Genomic DNA, 19,808 nt, shown 5'->3' with positions numbered 1-19,808 from the left:
CGACGCGGCCGCGCTCGGGGACGACGGCGGGGGCGGGGCCCCCGGTGCCAGGACCAGCCGGGACGACGGTCTCCGCGACCATGTCAGTACCTCACCCTCGGGTCGATGAGCGCCGCGATGATGTCGACGAGGAAGTTCGTCACCGCGACGATCACGGCCATGAGCACGACGATCCCCTGCACGGCGACGAAGTCGCGCGCCTGGAGGTACTCGGCGAGCTGGAAGCCGAGCCCCTTCCACTCGAACGTCGTCTCGGTGAGCACGGCACCCGCGAGGAGCATGGCGACCTGCAGCCCGATGACGGTGATGATCGGGATGAGCGCGGGACGCCACGCGTGGGCCCGCACGAGCCGGGACTCCCGGACGCCGCGCGACCGCGCCGCGACGACGTAGTCGGTGGAGAGGGTCCCGATGACGTTGGTGCGCACGAGCCGCAGGAACACGCCCGCCGTGAGCAGCCCGAGCGCGAGCGCCGGGAGGACCGCGTGCTGGAGCACGTCGCCCACGATCGCGGGGTCGCCCGTCCGGATCGCGTCGATCAGGTAGAAGCCGGTCGGGTCGTCGAGGAACTGCAGCTCGATCTCCGCGTCGGTGGACGCGCGCCCGGACACGGGCAGCCACCCGAGCCACACCGAGAAGACGAGCTTGAGCATGAGGCCGGCGAAGAAGACGGGGGTCGCGTAGGCGAGGATCGCGGAGACGCGCAGCATCGCGTCGGGCACGCGGTCGCGCAGGTAGCCCGCGAGCATGCCCAGCGGGATCCCGACGACGAACGCGACGAGCAGCGCGTAGACCGCGAGCTCGAGCGTCGCGGTGCCGTACGTCACGAGCACTTCGGTGACCGGCCGGTTGTCGCTGATCGTCGTCCCGAAGTCGCCGCGCACGATGCCGCCGAGGTACTCGAGGTACTGCACGACCACCGGACGGTCGTACCCGGCCTCGTGGATGCGCTCGGCGAGCTGGTCCGGCGTGAGCCGGCCGCCGAGCGCGGCGGTGATCGGGTCGCCCGTGGACCGCATGACCACGAAGACCGTGGTCACGAGGATGAAGACCGTCGGGATGATGAGCAGCGCGCGGACCAGGATGTAGCTCCCGAGCCCGCCGCCGCGGCGGCGGGTCGTGCGCGGGGTGCGCGTCGGCCCCTCGCGGCCGGGGCCGCCGGCGGCGTCCTCGCCGACCGCGGCGTCGGTGGTGGTGGTCGTCATGTCGTCTCTTCCTCAGGTGCCGGGGCCTCGGCGGTCGCCGTCCCGGACGAGCGGTGCCCGGCCCTCCCCGCGGGTCGCGCGAGGAGGGCCGGCGAGCGGGTCAGCCCTTGGACAGCGCCGCGTAGCGGAACTTGAAGGACGGGTCGAGCGTGTCCTCGGCCCCCTCCACGTCCGTGCCCACGACCGCGACCTGCGCACCCTGGAGGTACGGGAGGGTCGACAGGTCCGCCGCGACCTTGTTCTGGATCTCCTCGATGAGCGCGGTGCGCTCGTCGGCGTCGGGCGTCGCCGCCTGCTGGAGGATGAGGTCGTTGACCTCCTGGTTGGCGTAGTGGTTCACCAGGAAGTTCTCCGTGAGGAAGAACGGCGTGAGGTAGTTGTCCGCGTCGGAGTAGTCCGGGAACCAGCCGAGCTGGTAGGCGGGGTAGACGTCGGACGTGCGCTCCTCGGCGTACGTGACCCACTCGGTCGTCTGCAGGTTGACCGTGAAGAGGCCGTCCTTCTCGAGCTGGTCCTTGATGAGCGCGTACTCGTCGGCCGACGACGGGCCGTAGTGGTCGTTCGAGTACTGCAGGTTGAGCGTCACGGGCGTCTCGACGCCCGCGTCGGCCAGGAGCTGCTCGGCCTTCGCGGCGTCGGGCTTGCCCGCGCCGTCGCCGTACATCTCCTTGAGCGGCTCGACGGCGCCGGTCAGGCCCGCGGGGACGTAGGAGTACAGCGGGGTGTAGGTGCCCTTGTAGACCTGCTCGGAGAGCTCGTCGCGGTCGATGAGCGACGCGGCGGCCTGGCGCACGGCCAGCGCCTTGGCCGGGTCCGCCTCGGGCGTCTTGGCCCCGAACGGCTGCGTGTCGAAGTTGAACGTGATGTACCGGATCTCGCCGCCGGGCCCGTCGACGACCTTGACGTCGTCGTTGCCGCGCAGGTCCTCGATGTCCGTCGCGGACAGGCTGCGCCACGCGACGTCGATCTTGCCCTGCTGGATCTCGAGCTTCATGTTCGACGCCTCGGCGAAGTACTTCACCGCGACCTTGTCGGTCTTCGCCGGGCCGAGCAGACCCTGGTAGCCGTCGTAGGCCTCGTAGGAGACGAGCTCGTTGAACTTGTAGCCCGTGATCGTGTACTGGCCGGCGAACGCCTTGCCGTCGACGATGTCCTGGTCCGAGGTGAGGGCGTCGGCCGCGAAGACGTCCTCGTCGACGATCGGGCCCGCCGGGCTGGAGAGGATCTGCGGGAAGAGCTGGTCGTTCTCGCTCTTGAGGTGGAAGACGACCGTGGTGTCGTCGGGCGTCTCGACGCTGTCGAGGTTGTAGAGCAGCGACGCCGGGCCGTTGGGGTCGTTGATCGCGACCTGGCGGTCGAAGGTGAACTTCACGTCGGACGACGTGAGGTCGTTGCCGTTGGCCCACTTGAGGCCCGGCTTGAGCTTGACCGTGTACTCGGTCGGCGAGGTGAACTCGGCCGACTCCGCGATGTCGGGCTCGACGTCGGGGCTGCCGTACGGGGTGTTCAGGAGGAACGGGAAGACCTGGTTCATCACGGCGAACGAGCCGTTGTCGTACGAGCCGGCCGGGTCGAGCACCGTGACCTTGTCGGTGGTGCCGATGACGAGCGAACCGCTCGAGGACCCGCCGCCGTCGCCGTCGCCCTCGTTGCCGTTCGAGCCCCCGCCGCACGCGGTCAGGGTCAGCGTCACCGCCGTGATGCCGGCGGCCGCGGCGAGGAGCCGCTTCTTGGACACCGCTGTCATGTGTCTACCTCTTTCTCGGGTTTCTCGGGGTGCGAGACACCGGTGGCGCGACCTTGCACGCACCAGGACCCCGACCTGTCGGCGGAGTGCCGTGATTTCTAGCACAGCGCCGTGTCGCACAGGTGTCAGGATCGGCAGAAACCCGGACAGAACGCCAGCGTTGTTACCCGGTCGTAACCCTGAGCCCCGGGCAACGATCGTGACGTGAGACACACTCACGGCGCCTGGGCAGCAGGTGTAGAGTCCGCCCCTTTTCGGGTCGACCGGCCCTGGCGGTCGGCGCTCCCGGGGGTGCACCGACTGCCGTGGTGAGCGCGGCGTCGCGGTGGGGTCAGAGACGCTCGCGACCGTCCACCTCGTCCGCACCCGGACCACCTGGGGACGGCGCGTCCGCGGAGGGAGCGGGCGAGGCCGGGTCGGGCGCGGGCTCGACAGGCCCAGCCGGGTCGGGCACGGCCGGGGAACCCGCGGACGCAGCACCGACGGCCGACGGCGGTGCGACGCCCGGGTGGGCGGCCGGCGCGCCGAGCACGGACCCACCCGTCACGACGACGCCCGCCGCGACGGCCTGCGCACGCAGGTCCGCGAGCTCGCGCGCGACGGCGCGGACGGCGAAGCCCGACACCACGTGGATCGCCCCGGTCACGAACGCGTAGAGCGCGAACACCACCGCGACGAGCCGCAGCACGTCGAAGGAGTCGAGCGGCCTCGTGACGAGCAGGACCCCGAACAGCACCGAGACGATCCCGACGGCGAGCATCCACGCCCACCCCAGGTCGCGGTTGCGGACGAGCGCGGCAGCCCCGGCGATCGTCGTGATGCCGAGCACGAGCACCCACACGGCGAGCACGTAGTAGAGCGCGGTCGCGGTGAGGTCCGGCCAGAGCGCCACGACGACGCCGAACACGACGTTGACCCCCGCCTGCGCGAGCCACCACGCCGACCCCACCTGCTTGCGGTGCACGAACCCCTGCACGGCGACCAGCACGCCGTCGGCCACGAGGAACGCCCCGAGCACGACCCGCAGCGTCCCGAGCTGCTCCAGCGGCTCGATCATGAGGAGGAGGCCGAGGACGACGAGGAGGGTGCCCCGGACCACGGGGAGCCACCACACCTTGCGGAAGGGGTTGCGCTCCTGGCCGTTCGCGTCGGGCGTCGCGGGGCTGCCTGGACCGTCGGCGCCGTCCGCGGTGCCGCGTTCCGTCGTCGTGCCACGTGCCATGCCGACCTCCCGGGTCCGTCGCTCGTCCCATGCTAGGGAGGCCTTGCTCACACCCGCCCGCCGAGCGGGGGTCACGAGCCGTCCAGCATGCGGGCGAACGGGGCGAATCACCCGGAGGAATCGGCCAAATACCGCGCCTGCTCAGGGCCCCCGACCTAGACTCGCTCGCATGGCCTCCCCCGCCCCCGAGCCGACCGAGCGCGACGCTCCCCACGTCGGCGCGGTCGTCGAGGTCGGCTCTCTGGCCCGGCCCGAGCAGGCGGACCCCCGACCCCAGACCGGCGCGCTCGAGGCCCTCCTCGGGCGTCGAGGTCACGACGACGCGGGGACCGTCCGCGTCGTCGACACGGCCGAGCAGCGCGTCCGGCACCCGATCGACCTCGTCAACCTCGTGCTGTGCGCGGTGGGCGTCGTGGTCGTCCTGCTCATGTCGGTGTACGCGCACGGCACGACGGCCGGGGTCGCGGAGGACGTGCGGAACTTCTCGGACCTGCTCGCGCGCATCCTGTTCGTCCCCGTCGCGGTGCTCGAGGGCCTCATCACGCTGTTCGTGCCGATCGCCGTCCTCACCGAGCTGGGCATCCGCCGGCTGGGGCGCCAGGTCGTCGAGTCGATCGTCGCCGCCGCGCTCGGCCTGCTCCTCGGCGTGCTCGCCGTGCTGGCGCTGCGGGCGTGGGGCTCGGACGACCTCGTCCGGGGGCTCTCCGTGTACTCGCGGGGCGAGTGGCAGCTGACGATCCCGGGCTACGTCGCCGCGATCGGCGGGCTGCTCACTGCCGCGGGCACCCGTACCCGGCGGCGCACCGTCAAGTGGTCGTGGAACCTGCTGTTCGTCGCGATCGGCGTCGTGCTCATCACCGGCCAGGTGTCGCTGCCGGGCATCATCATCACGCTGCTCCTGGGGCGCATCGCCGGGCTCGCCGTGCGCTACGTCTCGGGTGTCCGCAGCGAGCGCGCCTACGGCCCCGACCTGGTGGCCGGCGTGCGGCGCGCCGGGTTCTCCCCCGCGGCCCTCGTGCGCGTCCGCGACGTCACCGACGACGAGGAGCTCGCCGAGGCCGCGGACGACCCCATCACCGAGGTCGACGCCGAGGGACGCATCACCGCCGAGGTGCACGTCGGCGTCCTGCGTGCGCCGGGGGCGACGGATACCGCCGGGACGGTCCTCACCGCGGACGCCGCGCTCGCCGCGCAGCACCTCGGGTCGGCCCCGCACCCCGACGAGGGCGGGGCGTCGACCGGAGCGAACGGGGCGCACGGACAAGCCCCCGCGACGGAGGCCCAGGACGCGCCGTCCGACTCGGCCGCCATCGCGCTGACGCGCTCGGGCGACAACCGCGTCTACGCGATGCTCGCGGACGACGGTGTGCGGCGCGACGTCGTCGTGCTCGACGGCGACCGGCAGGTGGTCGGCTTCCTCGCCCGGTTCTGGCGTTCGCTGCGCCTGCGGGGCAGCGAGGGCCGGGCCGCCATCTCGCTGCGCGCCGCGGCCGAGCGCACGGCGCTGCTGTCCTACGCCGCGCGGTCGGCCGGCGTCCGCACGCCGCGCCTGCTCGGCGTCGCCGAGTCCGCCGACTCCATGGTCCTGGTCCAGGAGCACGCGACCGGCGCCGTCTCGCTGCGCGACCTGCCCGTGGAGGACCTCACCAGCTCGGTGCTCAACGAGGCGTGGCGCCAGCTCCGGCTCGCGCACTCGGCGGGCATCGCGCACCGCGCGCTGACCTCCGACGTCATGCTCGTCTCGCGCGAGCCCGCGACCGGCGCCCCGCAGGTCTGGCTCACCGGGTGGGAGCAGGGCGACATCGCGTCGTCCGAGCTCGCGCGCCGCATGGACCTGGCGCAGATGGTCGCGCTCCTCGCGCTGCGCGTCGGGGCGCGTCGCGCCGTCGAGTCCGCGGTGAGCGTCCTGCCCGACGACGACATCGCCGCCATCGGCCCGCTGCTCCAGCCCGTCGCGCTGCCGCCCAGCACGCGCGAGGAGATCCGCCAGAACAAGGAGCTCCTCAAGGAGCTGCGCGCCGCCCTGGTGGAGCGGCTGCCCGAGGCGAGCATCGAGCCGCAGCGCATCACCCGGTTCGGCGCGCGGACGATCCTCACGCTGACCCTGACGATCGTCGCGGTGACGGTCGTCGTCACCACGATCAACTTCGACCAGATCACCGAGGCCGTCTCCTCGGCGAACCCGTGGTGGGCGGCCGTCTCGTTCCTGCTCGGGATCGTCACGTGGTTCGGCGCCGCGCTCACTCTCGTCGCGTTCGCGTCGAAGCGGCTGCCGCTCTGGCGCGTCACGCTCACCCAGGCGGCGGGCTCGTTCGTCGCGCTCGCCGCGCCCGCCGGCATCGGCCCGGCGGCGCTGAACCTCCGGCTCCTGACCCGGCGCGGGATCTCGACCCCGGTGGCCGTCGCGACCGTCGCGCTCGTCCAGGTGTCGCAGTTCGTCGTGACGATCCTGCTCCTCGTCGTGCTGTCCGTGGCGACCGGCGACGGCGGGCTCGTCCAGCTCCCGTCGACGACCGTGCTCCTCGCGATCGGCGGCGTCGCGCTCGCCGTCCTCGCGACGCTCCTCGTGCCGGCCGTGCGTGCCTGGGTGCTCGCCAAGATCCGCCCGACGATCCAGCAGGTGTGGCCCCGGCTGTCCGAGATGCTGGGCCAGCCCGGGCGGCTCGCGCTGGGCATCGCGGGGAACGTCGTCATGACGCTCGGCTACGTGCTCGCGTTCGACGCCGCGCTCGCCGCGTTCGGGCAGGAGCTCTCGCTCGTCGAGGTCGCGGTCATCTACCTCGTCGGGAACGCCGCGGGTGCGGCCGTCCCGACACCGGGTGGCCTCGGGGCGATCGAGGCCGCTCTCATCTTCGGCCTGACCACCGCGGGCGTCCCCGCCGCTCTCGCGACGTCCGCGACGGTGCTCTTCCGCGTCGCGACCTACTGGGCCCGCATCCCGATCGGCTGGGCCGCGATGCGGTACCTCCAGAGGAAGGGCGACCTGTAGCCGCCCGGCGGTCCGCCGCCGTCAGCCCTGCGGGGTCTCGGCGACCTTGACGTCCACGTGGTACTTCGTCCCGTCGACGTCGGACAGCGTGACGGTCGTGTCGTAGACGTTCCCGGACGCGGGGTCGGTGAGCTCGCACTCGACGACTTCGCCGTCCACGAGGTCGACGCTCTCCTCCCCGCAGTCGACGTCGGCCTCGCCGATCTCGGCGAGCGCGCCCTCGGCGTCCTGCGCGATCTTCGAGGCCGGCACGGTGAGGTTCGCGTTCACGGAGCACGCGGCGAGCGCGACGGCGCACAGCGCGGCGACGGGCGCGAGGACGACGGTACGGGTGGTGGTGCGGCGCATGGTTCCCCCTGGGGTCGGAGCGGATGGCGCCCCGATCCTCGCGGACCCGGCGACCGGGGCGCCACCTCGTGCGATGGTGAGCACTCCCCGCCGGCCCCCTCCACGGGCGCGACGGGCGCCGGCCGGGCCGAGGCTCGCCCGCCCGAGGACGTTGGACCCGGGACGGCGCGGGCGGCCCCCGATAGGCTCACCGCGCACCCGCCGTCGTCTCCGGTCGCGCGGGCGCCCACGATGCTCGACGAGGTGAGGAGCCCGCACGTGAGGATCGGTGTCCCCCGCGAGGTGAGGGACGGGGAGCGGCTCGTCGCCGCGACCCCGCGCACGGTCGAGCGCCTGCGGGCGCTCGGGTACGACGTGGTCGTCGAGCACGACGCCGGGGCGGGGGCCACGTTCTCCGACGCCGCGTACGAGGCGGCGGGCGCCGCGGTCGTGGACGCCGCGGCCGCGTGGGGCGCCGACGTCGTCACGGCCGTGAACGCGCCCACCGACGCCCAGGTCGCGCTCCTGCGCCCCGGCGCGACGCTCGTCGCGATGCTCGGTCCCGCGAACGACCCGGACCTCGTGCAGCGCCTCGCGGCCCACGGCGTCACCGCGCTCGCGCTCGACGCCGTGCCGCGCATCTCGCGCGCGCAGGCCCTCGACGTGCTGAGCACGCTGTCCAACGTCGCGGGGTACCGCGCGGTCGTCGAGGCCGCGGGCGAGTACGGCGGCATGTTCGCCGGGCAGGTCACCGCCGCGGGCAAGACGCCGCCCGCGAGGGTCTTCGTCATCGGCGGCGGGGTCGCGGGCCTCGCCGCGGTCGGCGCGGCGGCGAGCCTGGGCGCACAGGTGCGCGCGTTCGACGTGCGCTCCGAGGCGGCCGAGCAGATCGAGTCCATGGGTGGCACGGCCGTGCGCGAGCCCGCCGCGCAGCAGGGCATGTCCGCCGACGGCTACGCGAAGCCGCTCACGCCCGAGCAGGAAGCCGCGGCGCTCGCGGTGTACGCGCGCGAGGCCGCCGAGGCCGACGTCGTCATCACGACGGCGCTCGTGCGCGGCCGCGCGCCGCGCACGCTCACGGCCGAGGCCGTGGCGGGGATGCGCCCGGGGAGCGTCGTCGTCGACCTCGCGGCCTCGGGCGGCGGGAACTGCGCGCTCACGGTGCCGGGCGAGCGCGTCGTGACGGAGGACGGCGTCGTGGTCGTCGGCTGGACCGACCTCGCCGGGCGCCTGCCGCAGCACACGTCGCAGCTCCTCGGGACGAACGTCGTGCACCTGCTGGAGCTGCTCACGCCGGGCAAGGACGGCACGCTCGCGCTCGACCTCGACGACCCGGTCCAGCGGGGCATGACCGTCGCGCGCGACGGCGACGTGCTGTGGCCGCCGCCGCCCGTCGCGGTGAGCGCGGCGCCCGCCCCCGGGTCGACCGTGCCGCCGCCACCACCCGACCCTGCGCAGGAGGCTGCGGACCGCGAGCGGGCCGCCGCGGAGGCGGCGTCGGCCGCGAGCCTGCGCCGCCGTCGCCGGACCGTCGGCGCCGCGCTCGCCGCGGTGCTCGTGACGCTCGCGCTGTCTTTCGCACCGCCGTCGCTCGTCGGGCACGTCACGGTGTTCACGCTCGCGGTGGTCGTCGGGTACTACGTGATCTCGAACGTCACCCACTCGCTGCACACGCCGCTCATGGCCCAGACCAACGCGATCTCCGGCATCATCCTCGTCGGCGCGCTCCTCCAGATCGGCTCCGACGACTGGGTCGTCACGACGCTCGCGCTGCTCGCCGCGACGGTCGCGAGCATCAACATCTTCGGTGGCTTCCTGGTCGCCAACCGCATGATCCGCATGTTCCGCAAGGACGCCCCGGCACGCGCGCAGGGGGTGGCCCGATGACCGCGACGTCCGTCGCCCAGGCGGTCTACGTCCTCGCCGCCGTCCTGTTCGTGCTCAGCCTCGCTGGGCTCTCGAAGCAGGAGTCCGCGCGCCGCGGCAACCTGCTCGGCATGGTCGGCATGGTCCTCGCGCTCGCCGCGACGATCGTCCTCGCGCTCGGCACGAGCGCCCGCCCCGTGCTCGTCACCGCGCTGCTCATCGCGCTCGTGCTCCTCGTGGGCGCGGCGGTCGGGACCTGGCGCGCGCGCCGCGTCGAGATGACGCAGATGCCGGAGCTCATCGCGATCCTGCACAGCTTCGTGGGCGCCGCGGCCGTGCTGGTCGGCTTCAACTCCTACCTGACCGCCCACGCCGCGGGGGCCGACGACGTCGCGCACCTCGTCGAGGTCTCCCTCGGCGTGCTCGTGGGCGCGGTGACCTTCACGGGATCGGTCGTCGCGTTCCTCAAGCTGTCCGGGCGCACGCGCTCGGCCCCGCTCCAGCTCCCGGGCCGCAACCTGCTCAACCTCGCGGCGCTCCTCGTGAGCCTCGGGCTCGTGGTGTGGTTCGTCGTCGCGCCGTCGATCTGGCCCCTGCTCCTGCTCACGGTCGTGTCGCTCGCGCTGGGCTGGCACCTCGTCGCGTCGATCGGCGGCGGCGACATGCCCGTCGTCGTGTCGATGCTCAACTCGTACTCCGGCTGGGCGGCGGCCGCGGCGGGATTCATGCTCGGGAACGACCTGCTCATCGTCACCGGAGCGCTCGTCGGGTCCTCCGGCGCGATCCTCAGCTACATCATGTGCAAGGCCATGAACCGGTCGTTCGTGTCCGTCATCCTCGGCGGGTTCGGGGCCGAGGAGGGCGCCGCGCCCGCCGGGGGCGGCGAGGGCCCGCAGGGCGAGCACCGCGAGGTGAGCGCCGACGAGGTCGCGGCCCTCCTGCGCGACGCCCGCAGCGTCGTCATCACGCCGGGCTACGGCATGGCGGTCGCCAAGGCGCAGTACCCCGTCGCGGAGCTCGTCGAGCTCCTGCGCGACGGCGGCGCCGAGGTCCGCTTCGGGGTGCACCCGGTCGCGGGCCGCCTCCCCGGGCACATGAACGTCCTGCTCGCCGAGGCGCGCGTCCCGTACGACATCGTGCTGGAGATGGACGAGATCAACGACGACCTGGCGGGCACGGACGTCGTGCTCGTCATCGGCGCGAACGACACCGTCAACCCGGCCGCGCTCGACGACCCCGGCTCCCCCATCGCGGGCATGCCCGTGCTGCACGTGTGGGAGGCGGGGCAGGTCGTCGTCTTCAAGCGCTCGATGGCGGCCGGCTACGCCGGGGTGCAGAACCCGCTGTTCTTCCGCGAGAACACGGGCATGCTCTTCGGGGACGCGAAGCAGCGGGTCGAGGACATCGTGGCGGCCCTGCGCGTCGGCTGATCCACCCGGCGCTCGACCCGCTGCTCCCGTGCCGCCCTGCCGCTCCGCCGCGTCTACAGCGCGCGCTCGAGCGCGCCCGTCAGCGCGACGGGCGTGATCTCGAGCCGGTCGAAGCGCCAACCGGCGGCCGTGCGGCGCGCACCGTAGCGGTGGACCGCCGCGGCGATGGCCTCGGTCGTGTCGTCGACGACGAACACCGCGACGTCGTGCGCGCGCACGGTCGCGGTGTCTCCGTCGAGCTCGACGACGAGGTTCGCCTTGTGGTGCAGGGTGCGCGCGTAGCGGTCGTGCCCGGCGCGCACGAGCGCGACCAGGTCGGCGACGCCGTGAGCCTCGCCGCGCAGCGACGTCACGGTGACGTCCTCGGTGAAGAGCCGGTCCGTCTCGTCGTAGCGCGCCTCGTCGATCCACAGGCTGTGGCGCGCGACGAGGTCGGCGAGCTCGGCCCGGTCGGCGAGCTCGCGCACGAGCGTCTCGGTCGTGGTCATAGACCCTCCTTATTCGTGAGAGCGACTAACGTTCGCTCTTCTCACGAAACCTAGACCGTTAGTCCGACTAACGCAAGGGTAGGATCGGGCCGTGGACACCGAGGACGACCTCCGCTTCGACCGCGGCGGCGAGACGCCGGCGCGGCTCACGGGACAGCTCTCCCGCCTCGTCGGCATGACCGCGGCCCAGACCCGCCGCGTCGCCGGTGACGCCCTGCGGGCCGTGGGGGCGCACAAGGACCACTTCGTCGTGCTCGCCGTCCTCGCCGAACGCGGCCCCGCGAGCCAGTCGGCGCTGTCCGACCGCACGCGCGTCTACCGCAGCGACCTCGTCGCAGTCCTCAACGAGCTGGCGGCCGGTGGCTGGGTGGACAGGTCCCCCGACCCGGCGGACAAGCGCCGCAACGTCGTGTCGATCACGACCGCGGGCGAGCGCCGCCTCGACGAGCTGGACACGATCCTCGCGGAGGTCAACGACCGGATCATGGCACCACTCTCCCCGGACGAGCGCACGCTGCTGTTCGCCCTTCTCGGCCGCGTCAACGCGCACCTCGCCGCCGGGGCCGACGGCCCCTGAGGAGCGGGCTCAGCCGAGCACACGCTCCCGGGCGTGGCCGAACGTGAGCGACGGGAGCGTCTCGAGCGCACCGTGCGCCGCGACGTAGTCCTTGAGATCTCCTCGGAAGACGACGCGGCCCGGCAGGTCGAGCAGCGTCTGCGGGCGCACCTGCCAGCGCTCGACGCCGAGGTCGCACACCCCGGCGCCGTGCAGCACGTGGTAGACGAACTCGGAGCAGAAGAACCGGTCCTCCGCCTCGTGGCCGCGGCCGAACCGGGCGCCGACGAGACCGCGCACGTTGTAGGAGAACGCGTGCGAGTCGAGCAGGAACTCGGTGATCCGCACGCGGATCGCCTCGTGCTGCTCGGGCGTCACGGGGACCTCGAGCACGACCCCGGGCACCACGTCCATGCCGCGGTACAGGCCGTCGTCGAACCGCTCGCGCCGGAAGCACCCGACGAACGGGTTCCCGGCCCGGCGGCGCCCGAAGCTGAACATGAGGTCGAGCCCCGGGTCGAGCGCCAGGGAGGAGTGCGTGAACTCGTCGCGGGTCGCCAGCGCGATGGTCCGGGAGAGGACCGTACGGCTGCGGGACAGGACGACGTAGACGTTCACGCGAGTGACCATACGATGCCCGGGCCCGCAAGTGGAACGGGCTGTGCGCGTCTTTTGTCCGGTCAGCCCGCGGAGAGCGCCCCGACGACCTGCTCGGCGAGCTGCGGGGGGAACTGCGCGGCGGCGTCGCGCACGTCGAACCCGAGGTCCTCGGCGAGCGCGAACGCCCTGCCCGCGCGGGCCGGGTCGGGCAGGGACCCGTCCCCGGTGAGCATCATCACGCCCGCCGTGAACGCCGCGCGGCCGTTGCCCCGATCGCCCGCCGCGAGGTAGAGCTCCAGGGCGCGCGCGGAGTCCCGCGGACGACCGCGACCCGTCGCGTGCTCCGCCGCGAGGTTGTAGAGCGCACGGGGGTGGCCCGCGTCGGCGGCCTGCTCGAGGAACGCGCGCGAGCGCGCCTCGTCCACCGGCGCGCCCTGGCCTGTCGCCGTGAGGACGGACAGCTCGAAGAGCGCGTCGGCGTTCCCCCGCCGCGCCGCCTCCTCGTGGTCGGCGACGGCCGCCGCGGCGTCCTGGCGGAACCCGTAGCCGTTGTAGCGCATCCACCCGCGCAGCACGTGCGCGCCGCCGTCGGGGTCGTCCTCCGCGAGCCGGTCGACCCGCTCGGCGGCCTCCGCGGCGACCGGCAGGCGGCGGAAGTACGCCTCGCGCACCCAGGACGTCGCCGCCTCGCGCGACACCGCGTCCGCCCCGTCCGCGTCGGCCCGACGGTACGTGTCGACGAGCACCTGCTCCGCGTCGCCCGGCAGCAGGCCGATCACGTGCTCGTTGCGGGCGAACGCGTCGCGCAGCCCGTGCGCGGCGGCCAGGACCCGCTCGCGGCTCGCGGCACGGTCGTCGAGCGCGTCGCGCGCCGCCTCGTGGGCGACGCTGCCGCGCGGGCGGGGCGTGCCCGACGTCGGTGCCCCCTCCGCGGTCGCGCTCGCCGAGGCGTCGCCCGCCTCCGCCGCCTTCGCCTCGTCCCGCGCGTCGGCGTCCCAGACCAGCTCGCCGTCCGGGTTCCAGATCTGGTTCGTCCGGTTCTTCGCCCACACCGCACGGAAGCCCTCGGGGAGCGAGAGGTAGCGTACGAGGTGCGGTGCCCGGCGGTACAGCTCGTGCGCGGGCACGGGGAGGAGCCCGCCGCGCGGCTGCGCGGCGATCGACTTCACGACCCACCCCGACGCGCCGTCGCCCGCCGGCCGGGTGCGCTCGACGTACATCTCCGGGGCGTCGTACACGTCGTTGTAGACGAGCACGGTCTCCGTGAAGCGCGTGCTCTTGGCCCCCACCTTGCAGAACGCGACCATCTCGCGCTGCTGCCGGTAGGTGTCGAGCATCGGGTCGACGTCCCACGTGAGCGTCGAGATCCCGTCCTTCGTGAGGTCCGTGACGGCGACGCGCAGGTCGTCGCCCGACTCCGCCAGCACGACCCACCAGAACCCGTGCCAGACCTGGTAGCCCTGGACGACCTTCTCCGCGGGGAGGGTCGCGACCCATTCGAGGAACGACTGCGCCGTCGGGGCGAGGAACGGCGTCGTCTCCGTCCACACGCGGCGACCCGTGACCGACCGGACGTCAGCCACGACGCGCGTGGGCGCCGTCGTCGGCCTGCCGTCCGCCCACCAGCGCACCGCGTCCGCCGCGGGCGGCGGCCACGCCGTGCGCCCGTTGGCGATCGGGTCGAGCGCGAGCACGTCCTCGCCGTCGAAGAAGGCGACGTACCAGTGGCCCGGGCCGTGCGCGCGGTCGACGCCGACGACGACGAACGCGCCCTTGCCCCGGGCGCGCAGCCGCTCGGCGATCTCGTCCGGCGTGGTCTGCTCGAAGCCGCTGCCGACGAGCTCGGCGAGCTCCGCCTCGCTCGGGCCGGTGGGCGTCGCGGGGTGCGCCGGGCCGCCGCGCAGGATCCCGACCATCGAGGCCACCGCGGACGCGGCGTGGTTCACCGGGAGGGTCGCGGCGTTCGCGTCGTTGCGGTGACCGGCGTGGAACGCCCGGACCAGCTGGGCCTGCGTGAAGCACGACTCGCGCACGTACGCCGACCCGTCGAACCCGACGATCGCCTGCGCGCCGCCGCGGCCCGGAGTCCACACGTGGAAGCCGCCCGGGACGACCTTGTTGTGGCGCGCGACCGTCGCGACGTCGACGCCGAGCAGGGTCGCGGCCCGGTCGGCGAGGTGCGGGAAGCCCTCGGTCCAGTGCTGGTGCTGCGGGTCCTGGGCGTTCGCGTCGGTCACGGGGAGAGGCTATGCGGCACCCCCGACGCGCCGCACCGGCCTGGCATGGGGACCGGTCCCCATCGTGCGACCGGTCAGGTGCCCGCCCGGCGCAGGACCGCCTCGGCGTGCCGCAGCACAGGTCCGTCGACCATCCGGCCGTCGTGCGTGAAGACCGCGTCGGGGCCGCCGGGGTTGGCGGCCGCCGCGTCGAGCAGGGCGCGCGCGGCCGTCACCTGCTCCGGCGTCGGGGCGTACGCGGCGCGGATCACGGGCACGTGGCTCGGGTGGATGCACGCCGTCGCGGCGAACCCCGACGCCGCGGCGTCCTCGGCCTCGGCCCGCAGCCCGTCGAGGTCGCCGACGTCCACGTGCACCGCGTCGACCGCCGCCTTGCCCGCCGCCCCGGCGGCGAGAAGCACCGCGGAGCGCGCGTGCCGCGCGACGTCCCGGTACGACCCGTCCGGGCGCCGGCTCGACGTGCCGCCGAGCGACGCGACGAGGTCCTCCGCGCCCCACATGAGCGCGACGACCTCGGGCCGCCGGGCGAGCTCCGGCGCCGCGAGCACGCCGGCTGCCGTCTCGCAGAGCGCGAGGACGCGCACGCCCGGCAGGGTCGTCGCGAGCGCCGCGAGCGAGCCGAGCAGCTCCGGGCCCGACTTGGCGACCATGACCGTGCGCAAGCGGGTGTCCGCGAGCGCCGCCACGTCGAGCGCGTGCTCGGGCGTCCCGACGGCGTTGACCCGCACGACCGTCCGCGCCGGGTCGAGCGTCGCGGACGCCTCGACGACGGCGCGCCGGGCGGCGTCCTTCGAGGCTGCGGCGACCGCGTCCTCGAGGTCGAGGATGACGGCGTCGGCGCGGTCGGCAGCCTTGGCGAACCGGTCCGGCCGGTCACCGGGGCAGAACAGCAGCGCCGGCCCGAGCCCGAGCCCGCCGTCGTGGCTCACCACGCGCCCTCCTCGTCGCCACGCTCGAGGACGGGATCATGCACGCCTGCCACGTGCCCACCGAGCCCAGGGTTGTCGTCACGCCCTGCGCCGAGCCCGGGGATGTCGCCGGGCTCGGCACCCGCCGCGCCCACAACCCCGGGTTCGGCGGACGGCCCGGGCGGCCGGGCGTCGTCGGGCACCGCCGTGAACGCCGCCTTGGACGCCGCCTCGTGGGCGGCGCGCGTCCAGAAGAGCGCGGTGCGGACGGCGCGCGCGACGAGGACGCCGTCCTGGTTGAGGCCGCGGTGCTCGAGCGTCACGACGCCCTGCCCCGGGCGTGACGCGGACAGCCGCTTCTCGACGACCTCCGTCTCCGCGTAGAGCGTGTCGCCGTGGAACAGCGGCTTCGGGAGCTCGACCTCACGGAACCCGAGGTTCGCGACGATCGTGCCCTGCGTGACCTGACCGACCGACAGCCCGACGAGCGTGGACAGCGTCATCATCGAGTTGACGAGCCGCTGCCCGAACGGTTGGGTCGCGGCCCACGCGGCGTCGAGGTGCAGCGCCTGGTGGTTCATCGTGAGCGTGGAGAAGACGACGTCGTCCGCCTCCGTGAGCGTGCGGCCGGGCCGGTGGCGGTACACCACGCCCGTCTCCAGCTCGTCGTAGTACAGGCCCCGCTGGACCACCTCGCGCATCCTGCTCCTCCCTCGCCACCACGACCCCGCCCACCGTCGAGCACGACGTGAAGGACGGAAAGAGCCGGATAGCGTCCTCCATGTCGTGTTCGACGTCGACCCGGGGTTTACCCGTCCAATCCCAGGCTCCTCGCGATGACCATGAGCTGCACCTCGGTGGTGCCCTCGCCGACCTCGAGCACCTTCGCGTCGCGGTAGTGGCGCGCTACCGGGTTCTCGTTGAGGAAGCCGTAGCCGCCGAAGATCTGCGACGCGTCGCGCGCGTTCGCCATCGCCGCCTCGCCACCGACGAGCTTCGCGACCGACGCCTCCGCCTTGAACGGCTTGCCCGCGACGAGCTTGTGCGCGGCGTCGAGCCAGGCGAGGCGGGCCGTGTGGACGCGGGCCTGCATGCGCGCGAGCGTGAACGCGACGTGCTGGTTCTCGCCGATCGACCGCCCGAAGACGACCCGTTGCTTCGCATACCGCAGCGCCTCCTCGAGGCAGCCCTGTGCGGCGCCGGTCGCCAGCGCGGCGAACGCGATGCGGCCCTCGTCGAGCGCGCGCAGGAAGTTCGCGTACCCGCGGCCGCGCTCGCCGAGCAGGTTCCCGGCGGGCACGCGCACGTCGGTCAGCGTGAGGGGGTGCGTGTCCGACGTGTGCCAGCCGACCTTGTCGTACGACGGGCCGACCTCCAGCCCGGGCGTTCCCGCCGGCACGATGATGCTCGACAGCTCCTTGCGCACCTCGCCGTCCTGGCTGACGTGCTCGCCCGTCACCGCCGTGATCGTCACGAGGCTCGTGATCGGCGTCCCCGAGTTGGTGATGAACTGCTTGGACCCGTCGATCACCCACTCGTCCCCGTCGAGCCGCGCGGTGGTGCGCGTGCCGCCCGCGTCGGAACCGGCGTCGGCCTCCGTGAGCCCGAACGCCGCGAGCGCCCGCCCGGCCAGGAGGTCGGGCAGCCAGCGCTCCTGCTGCTCGCGCGACCCGTGCCGGTAGATCGGCACGATCCCCAGGCCCACGCCCGCCTCGAGCGTCACGGCGATGGACTGGTCGACGCGCGCGAGCGCCTCCACGGCGAGGCACAGCGACACGTAGTCCTTGCCCTGCCCGCCGACGTCGCGCGGGAACGGCAGGCCGAACAGCCCCAGCTCCCCCATCTGCGCGATGATCTCCATCGGCAGGCGACGCTCGGTGTCGTACCGGTAGGCGGCGGGCGCGACGACGCTGTCCGCGAAGTCGCGCACCACCTGGCTGAGCTTCCGCTGCTCGTCGTCGAGCAGGACGTCGGCCTCGATCATGATGCTCCCTGGGTGTCGGGTTGCGGGACCGGGGCGGCGGGGTCTGCCGCGCCGGAGTCGTGGGGGTGGACGACGGCGACCACCTGGTCCCGGCGCACGAGGTCGCCGGGTCGCACGCGCACGTCGGCGACGCCGTCGTGCGGGGCGAGGAGCGAATGCTCCATCTTCATGGCCTCGACCGTGACGAGGACGGCACCCGCAGCGACGGGGTCCCCGTCCGCGACCGCGGTCACGACCGTGCCGGGCATCGCGGCCCGCACCTCGGGGTCCGTCGCGCCGGGCGTGTCCCCCCGGGCCCGACGCCGGTCGTCGCGTGCCCGAGCCGCGCGCTGCTCGCGGTCCGGGGCGGCCAGCGCGACGGTCCGCCCGTCGCGCCACAGCCACACCGTGGCGGGCACGCCAGCAGCGGACGGCGCGTCGAGCGCGAGCCGCACGCGCTCCCGGACGCCGTCCACGGTGAGCCACCACGCGCCGTCGGCCCCGGGGTCGCGCACGAGCGACGCCCGCACCGGGTGCGGTGGTGCACCCGGGGACTCCCACCCGTCGTCGTCCCGTGCGGGGAGGTGCACGACGGCGTCGCGCGCCACCCCGGAGACCCGCACCTCGTGCGCGTCCCCGGCGGCATCGACGAGCACGACCCGCCGCGCGGCAGCGGGAGCGTTGAGCCGCCACCCGTCACGCGCCCGCCACGGGTCGTCGTCACCAGCTCCCCCAGCCCCGCCGAACCCGGGCTTGTCGCGCGAATCTGCCGCGAACCTGTCGACAACCCCGGGTTCGGCACCACGCGAGCTCGCGACGAACAACGCCGCGGCCACGAGATCGACCCACGCGACGGCGCGCGCACCCCCCGCCCCCGACGCCACGAGCCGGTCGATCAGGCCGGTGTCGAGCCGCCCCGCCCGGACCTCGGGATCCGCGAGCAACGACCGCAGGAACGCCGTGTTCGTCTCGACCCCCAGCACGACCGTCCGCGCGAGCAGCCCTTCGAGCCGGTCGACGGCGTGCTCGCGCGTCTCGCCCCACGCGACGGCCTTGGCGAGCAGGGGGTCGTAGTGCCCGCCCACCACGGCGCCGGTGGAGATCCCGGAGTCGAGTCGCAGCGGCGCGGCGTCGGGCCCGGAGGGGACCCCGTCGTCGTCGTAGACCAGGACCGACCCCGTCGCCGGGAGGAACCCGCGCTCGGGCGACTCGGCGTAGAGCCGCGCCTCGACGGCGTGGCCTCGGAGCACGACGTCGTCCTGGGCGATCCCGAGCGGCGCGCCCGACGCGACGCGGAGCTGGAGCTCGACGAGGTCGAGGCCGGTGACCATCTCGGTGACGGGGTGCTCGACCTGGAGCCGCGTGTTCATCTCGATGAAGAAGAACTCGTCGGGGCTCCCGGCTGGGACGAGGAACTCGACCGTCCCGGCGCCGACGTAGCCGACCGACCGCGCGACCTCGCACGCGGCCTCGCCCATCCGGGCGCGCTGGGCCGGCGTGAGCAGGGGCGACGGCGCCTCCTCCACGACCTTCTGGTGGCGGCGCTGGAGCGAGCACTCGCGCTCGCCGAGGTGGACCACGGTCCCGTGCGTGTCGGCGAGCACCTGCACCTCGATGTGGCGCGGCGCCTCGACGAGCCGCTCGAGCAGGAGCGTGTCGTCGCCGAACGACGACGCGGCGACCCGGCGCGCGGACGCGAGGGCGCCCGGCAGGTCGTCGGCGGCGCGCACGACGACCATCCCCTTGCCGCCGCCCCCGGCGGACGGCTTGACGAGCAGCGGGAACCCGACCGCGCCCGCGACGGCGACCAGGTCGTCGTCGGACATCCCCGCCTCACCGGCCCCCGGCACGACGGGCACGGCCCGCGCGCCGACGATGCTCTTCGCGGCGAGCTTGTCGGCCATCGCCTCGAGCGCGTCGACTCCCGGCCCGACGAACGCGATCCCGGCGCGCTCGCACGCGCGGGCGAGCGCCGGGTTCTCGGACAGGAAGCCGTAGCCGGGGTGGACGGCGTCGGCGCCGGTCGCGACCGCCGCCGCGACCACGGCGTCGACGTCCAGGTAGCTCTGGGCGGCGGGCGCGGGACCGAGCCGGACCGCGACGTCGGCCTCGCGCACGTGGCGCGCACCGGCGTCGGCGTCGGAGAAGACGGCGACGGACCGCACGCCGAGGCGTCGCAGCGTGCCGATCACGCGGCACGCGATCTCGCCGCGGTTGGCGACGAGGACCGTGCGGAAGCCGGTCGCGTCGTGGGGGGTCTCGGAGGTCAT

General features: G+C 74.0%; 14 protein-coding genes and 1 pseudogene. 4 read left to right on the top strand and 11 right to left on the bottom strand.

Annotated features, from left to right (window positions below; all coding sequences use genetic code 11):
• Positions 1–83: 83 nt before the first annotated feature.
• The 3 genes from FB00_RS05200 to FB00_RS20955 form a co-directional block, all read right to left on the bottom strand.
• Positions 84–1,205: an ABC transporter permease gene (locus tag FB00_RS05200; protein ID WP_047231813.1), complete on the bottom strand. Its 1,122-nt coding sequence runs from the start codon at positions 1,203–1,205 to the stop codon at positions 84–86.
• A gap of 100 nt (positions 1,206–1,305) precedes the next feature.
• Positions 1,306–2,952 (bottom strand): ABC transporter substrate-binding protein, encoded by a 1,647-nt coding sequence (locus tag FB00_RS05195; RefSeq protein WP_047231812.1) that lies wholly within the window; start codon positions 2,950–2,952, stop codon positions 1,306–1,308.
• A gap of 331 nt (positions 2,953–3,283) precedes the next feature.
• Positions 3,284–4,174, bottom strand: a complete 891-nt coding sequence (locus FB00_RS20955; protein WP_052877455.1) for an HdeD family acid-resistance protein — start codon at positions 4,172–4,174, stop codon at positions 3,284–3,286.
• A 169-nt stretch (positions 4,175–4,343) separates the two neighbouring features.
• Here FB00_RS20955 and FB00_RS05185 point away from each other — a divergent pair, with 169 nt between their 5' ends.
• Positions 4,344–7,163 (top strand): flippase-like domain-containing protein, encoded by a 2,820-nt coding sequence (locus FB00_RS05185; protein WP_082141013.1) that lies wholly within the window; start codon positions 4,344–4,346, stop codon positions 7,161–7,163.
• 21 nt (positions 7,164–7,184) lie between these two features.
• Here the strand turns inward: FB00_RS05185 and FB00_RS05180 are convergent, their stop codons facing one another.
• Positions 7,185–7,511, bottom strand: a complete 327-nt coding sequence (locus FB00_RS05180; protein ID WP_047231811.1) for a hypothetical protein — start codon at positions 7,509–7,511, stop codon at positions 7,185–7,187.
• 258 nt (positions 7,512–7,769) lie between these two features.
• Between FB00_RS05180 and FB00_RS05175 the strand changes: the two genes are divergently transcribed.
• Entirely contained in the window at positions 7,770–9,377 is a 1,608-nt protein-coding gene (locus FB00_RS05175; protein WP_047231978.1) for a Re/Si-specific NAD(P)(+) transhydrogenase subunit alpha, read from the top strand.
• Positions 9,374–10,786: a Re/Si-specific NAD(P)(+) transhydrogenase subunit beta gene (gene pntB / locus FB00_RS05170; RefSeq protein WP_047231810.1), complete on the top strand. Its 1,413-nt coding sequence runs from the start codon at positions 9,374–9,376 to the stop codon at positions 10,784–10,786. The genes FB00_RS05175 and pntB overlap by 4 nt, the downstream gene beginning before the upstream one ends.
• Positions 10,787–10,839: 53 nt before the next feature.
• Here pntB and FB00_RS05165 read toward each other — a convergent pair whose 3' ends face one another.
• Positions 10,840–11,274, bottom strand: a complete 435-nt coding sequence (locus FB00_RS05165; protein ID WP_047231809.1) for a nuclear transport factor 2 family protein — start codon at positions 11,272–11,274, stop codon at positions 10,840–10,842.
• A 91-nt stretch (positions 11,275–11,365) separates the two neighbouring features.
• Here FB00_RS05165 and FB00_RS05160 point away from each other — a divergent pair, with 91 nt between their 5' ends.
• Positions 11,366–11,851 carry a MarR family winged helix-turn-helix transcriptional regulator gene (locus tag FB00_RS05160; RefSeq protein ID WP_047231808.1) on the top strand — a complete coding sequence of 162 codons (486 nt, stop codon included), beginning with the start codon at positions 11,366–11,368 and terminating at the stop codon, positions 11,849–11,851.
• A 9-nt stretch (positions 11,852–11,860) separates the two neighbouring features.
• Here the strand turns inward: FB00_RS05160 and FB00_RS05155 are convergent, their stop codons facing one another.
• The 6 genes and pseudogenes from FB00_RS05155 to FB00_RS05130 all read right to left on the bottom strand — a co-directional run bounded on the left by FB00_RS05155 (position 11,861) and on the right by FB00_RS05130 (position 19,808).
• On the bottom strand, positions 11,861–12,448 hold the full coding sequence (locus FB00_RS05155; protein ID WP_052877454.1) for a hypothetical protein: 588 nt from the start codon (positions 12,446–12,448) through the stop codon (positions 11,861–11,863).
• A gap of 62 nt (positions 12,449–12,510) precedes the next feature.
• Complete coding sequence (locus FB00_RS20950; protein WP_052877453.1) at positions 12,511–14,667, bottom strand: tetratricopeptide repeat protein; 2,157 nt, start codon at positions 14,665–14,667, stop codon at positions 12,511–12,513.
• Between the two features lie 74 nt (positions 14,668–14,741).
• A complete protein-coding gene (locus FB00_RS05145) occupies positions 14,742–15,599 on the bottom strand; it encodes an HpcH/HpaI aldolase/citrate lyase family protein (protein ID WP_269429993.1) in 858 nt (285 codons plus the stop codon).
• 200 nt (positions 15,600–15,799) lie between these two features.
• Positions 15,800–16,276: pseudogene (locus FB00_RS05140) on the bottom strand (MaoC family dehydratase); the annotation flags it as partial.
• 107 nt (positions 16,277–16,383) lie between these two features.
• Entirely contained in the window at positions 16,384–17,559 is a 1,176-nt protein-coding gene (locus FB00_RS05135) for an acyl-CoA dehydrogenase family protein (protein WP_047231807.1), read from the bottom strand.
• Positions 17,556–19,808: a biotin carboxylase N-terminal domain-containing protein gene (locus tag FB00_RS05130; protein WP_047231806.1), complete on the bottom strand. Its 2,253-nt coding sequence runs from the start codon at positions 19,806–19,808 to the stop codon at positions 17,556–17,558. The genes FB00_RS05135 and FB00_RS05130 overlap by 4 nt, the downstream gene beginning before the upstream one ends.

The organism is Cellulosimicrobium funkei (genome assembly GCF_001019615.1).
Classification (GTDB): domain Bacteria; phylum Actinomycetota; class Actinomycetes; order Actinomycetales; family Cellulomonadaceae; genus Cellulosimicrobium; species Cellulosimicrobium cellulans_E.
Note: the sequence above shows the minus strand (reverse complement) of the source record. Positions and strands in the feature narration are given on the sequence as shown.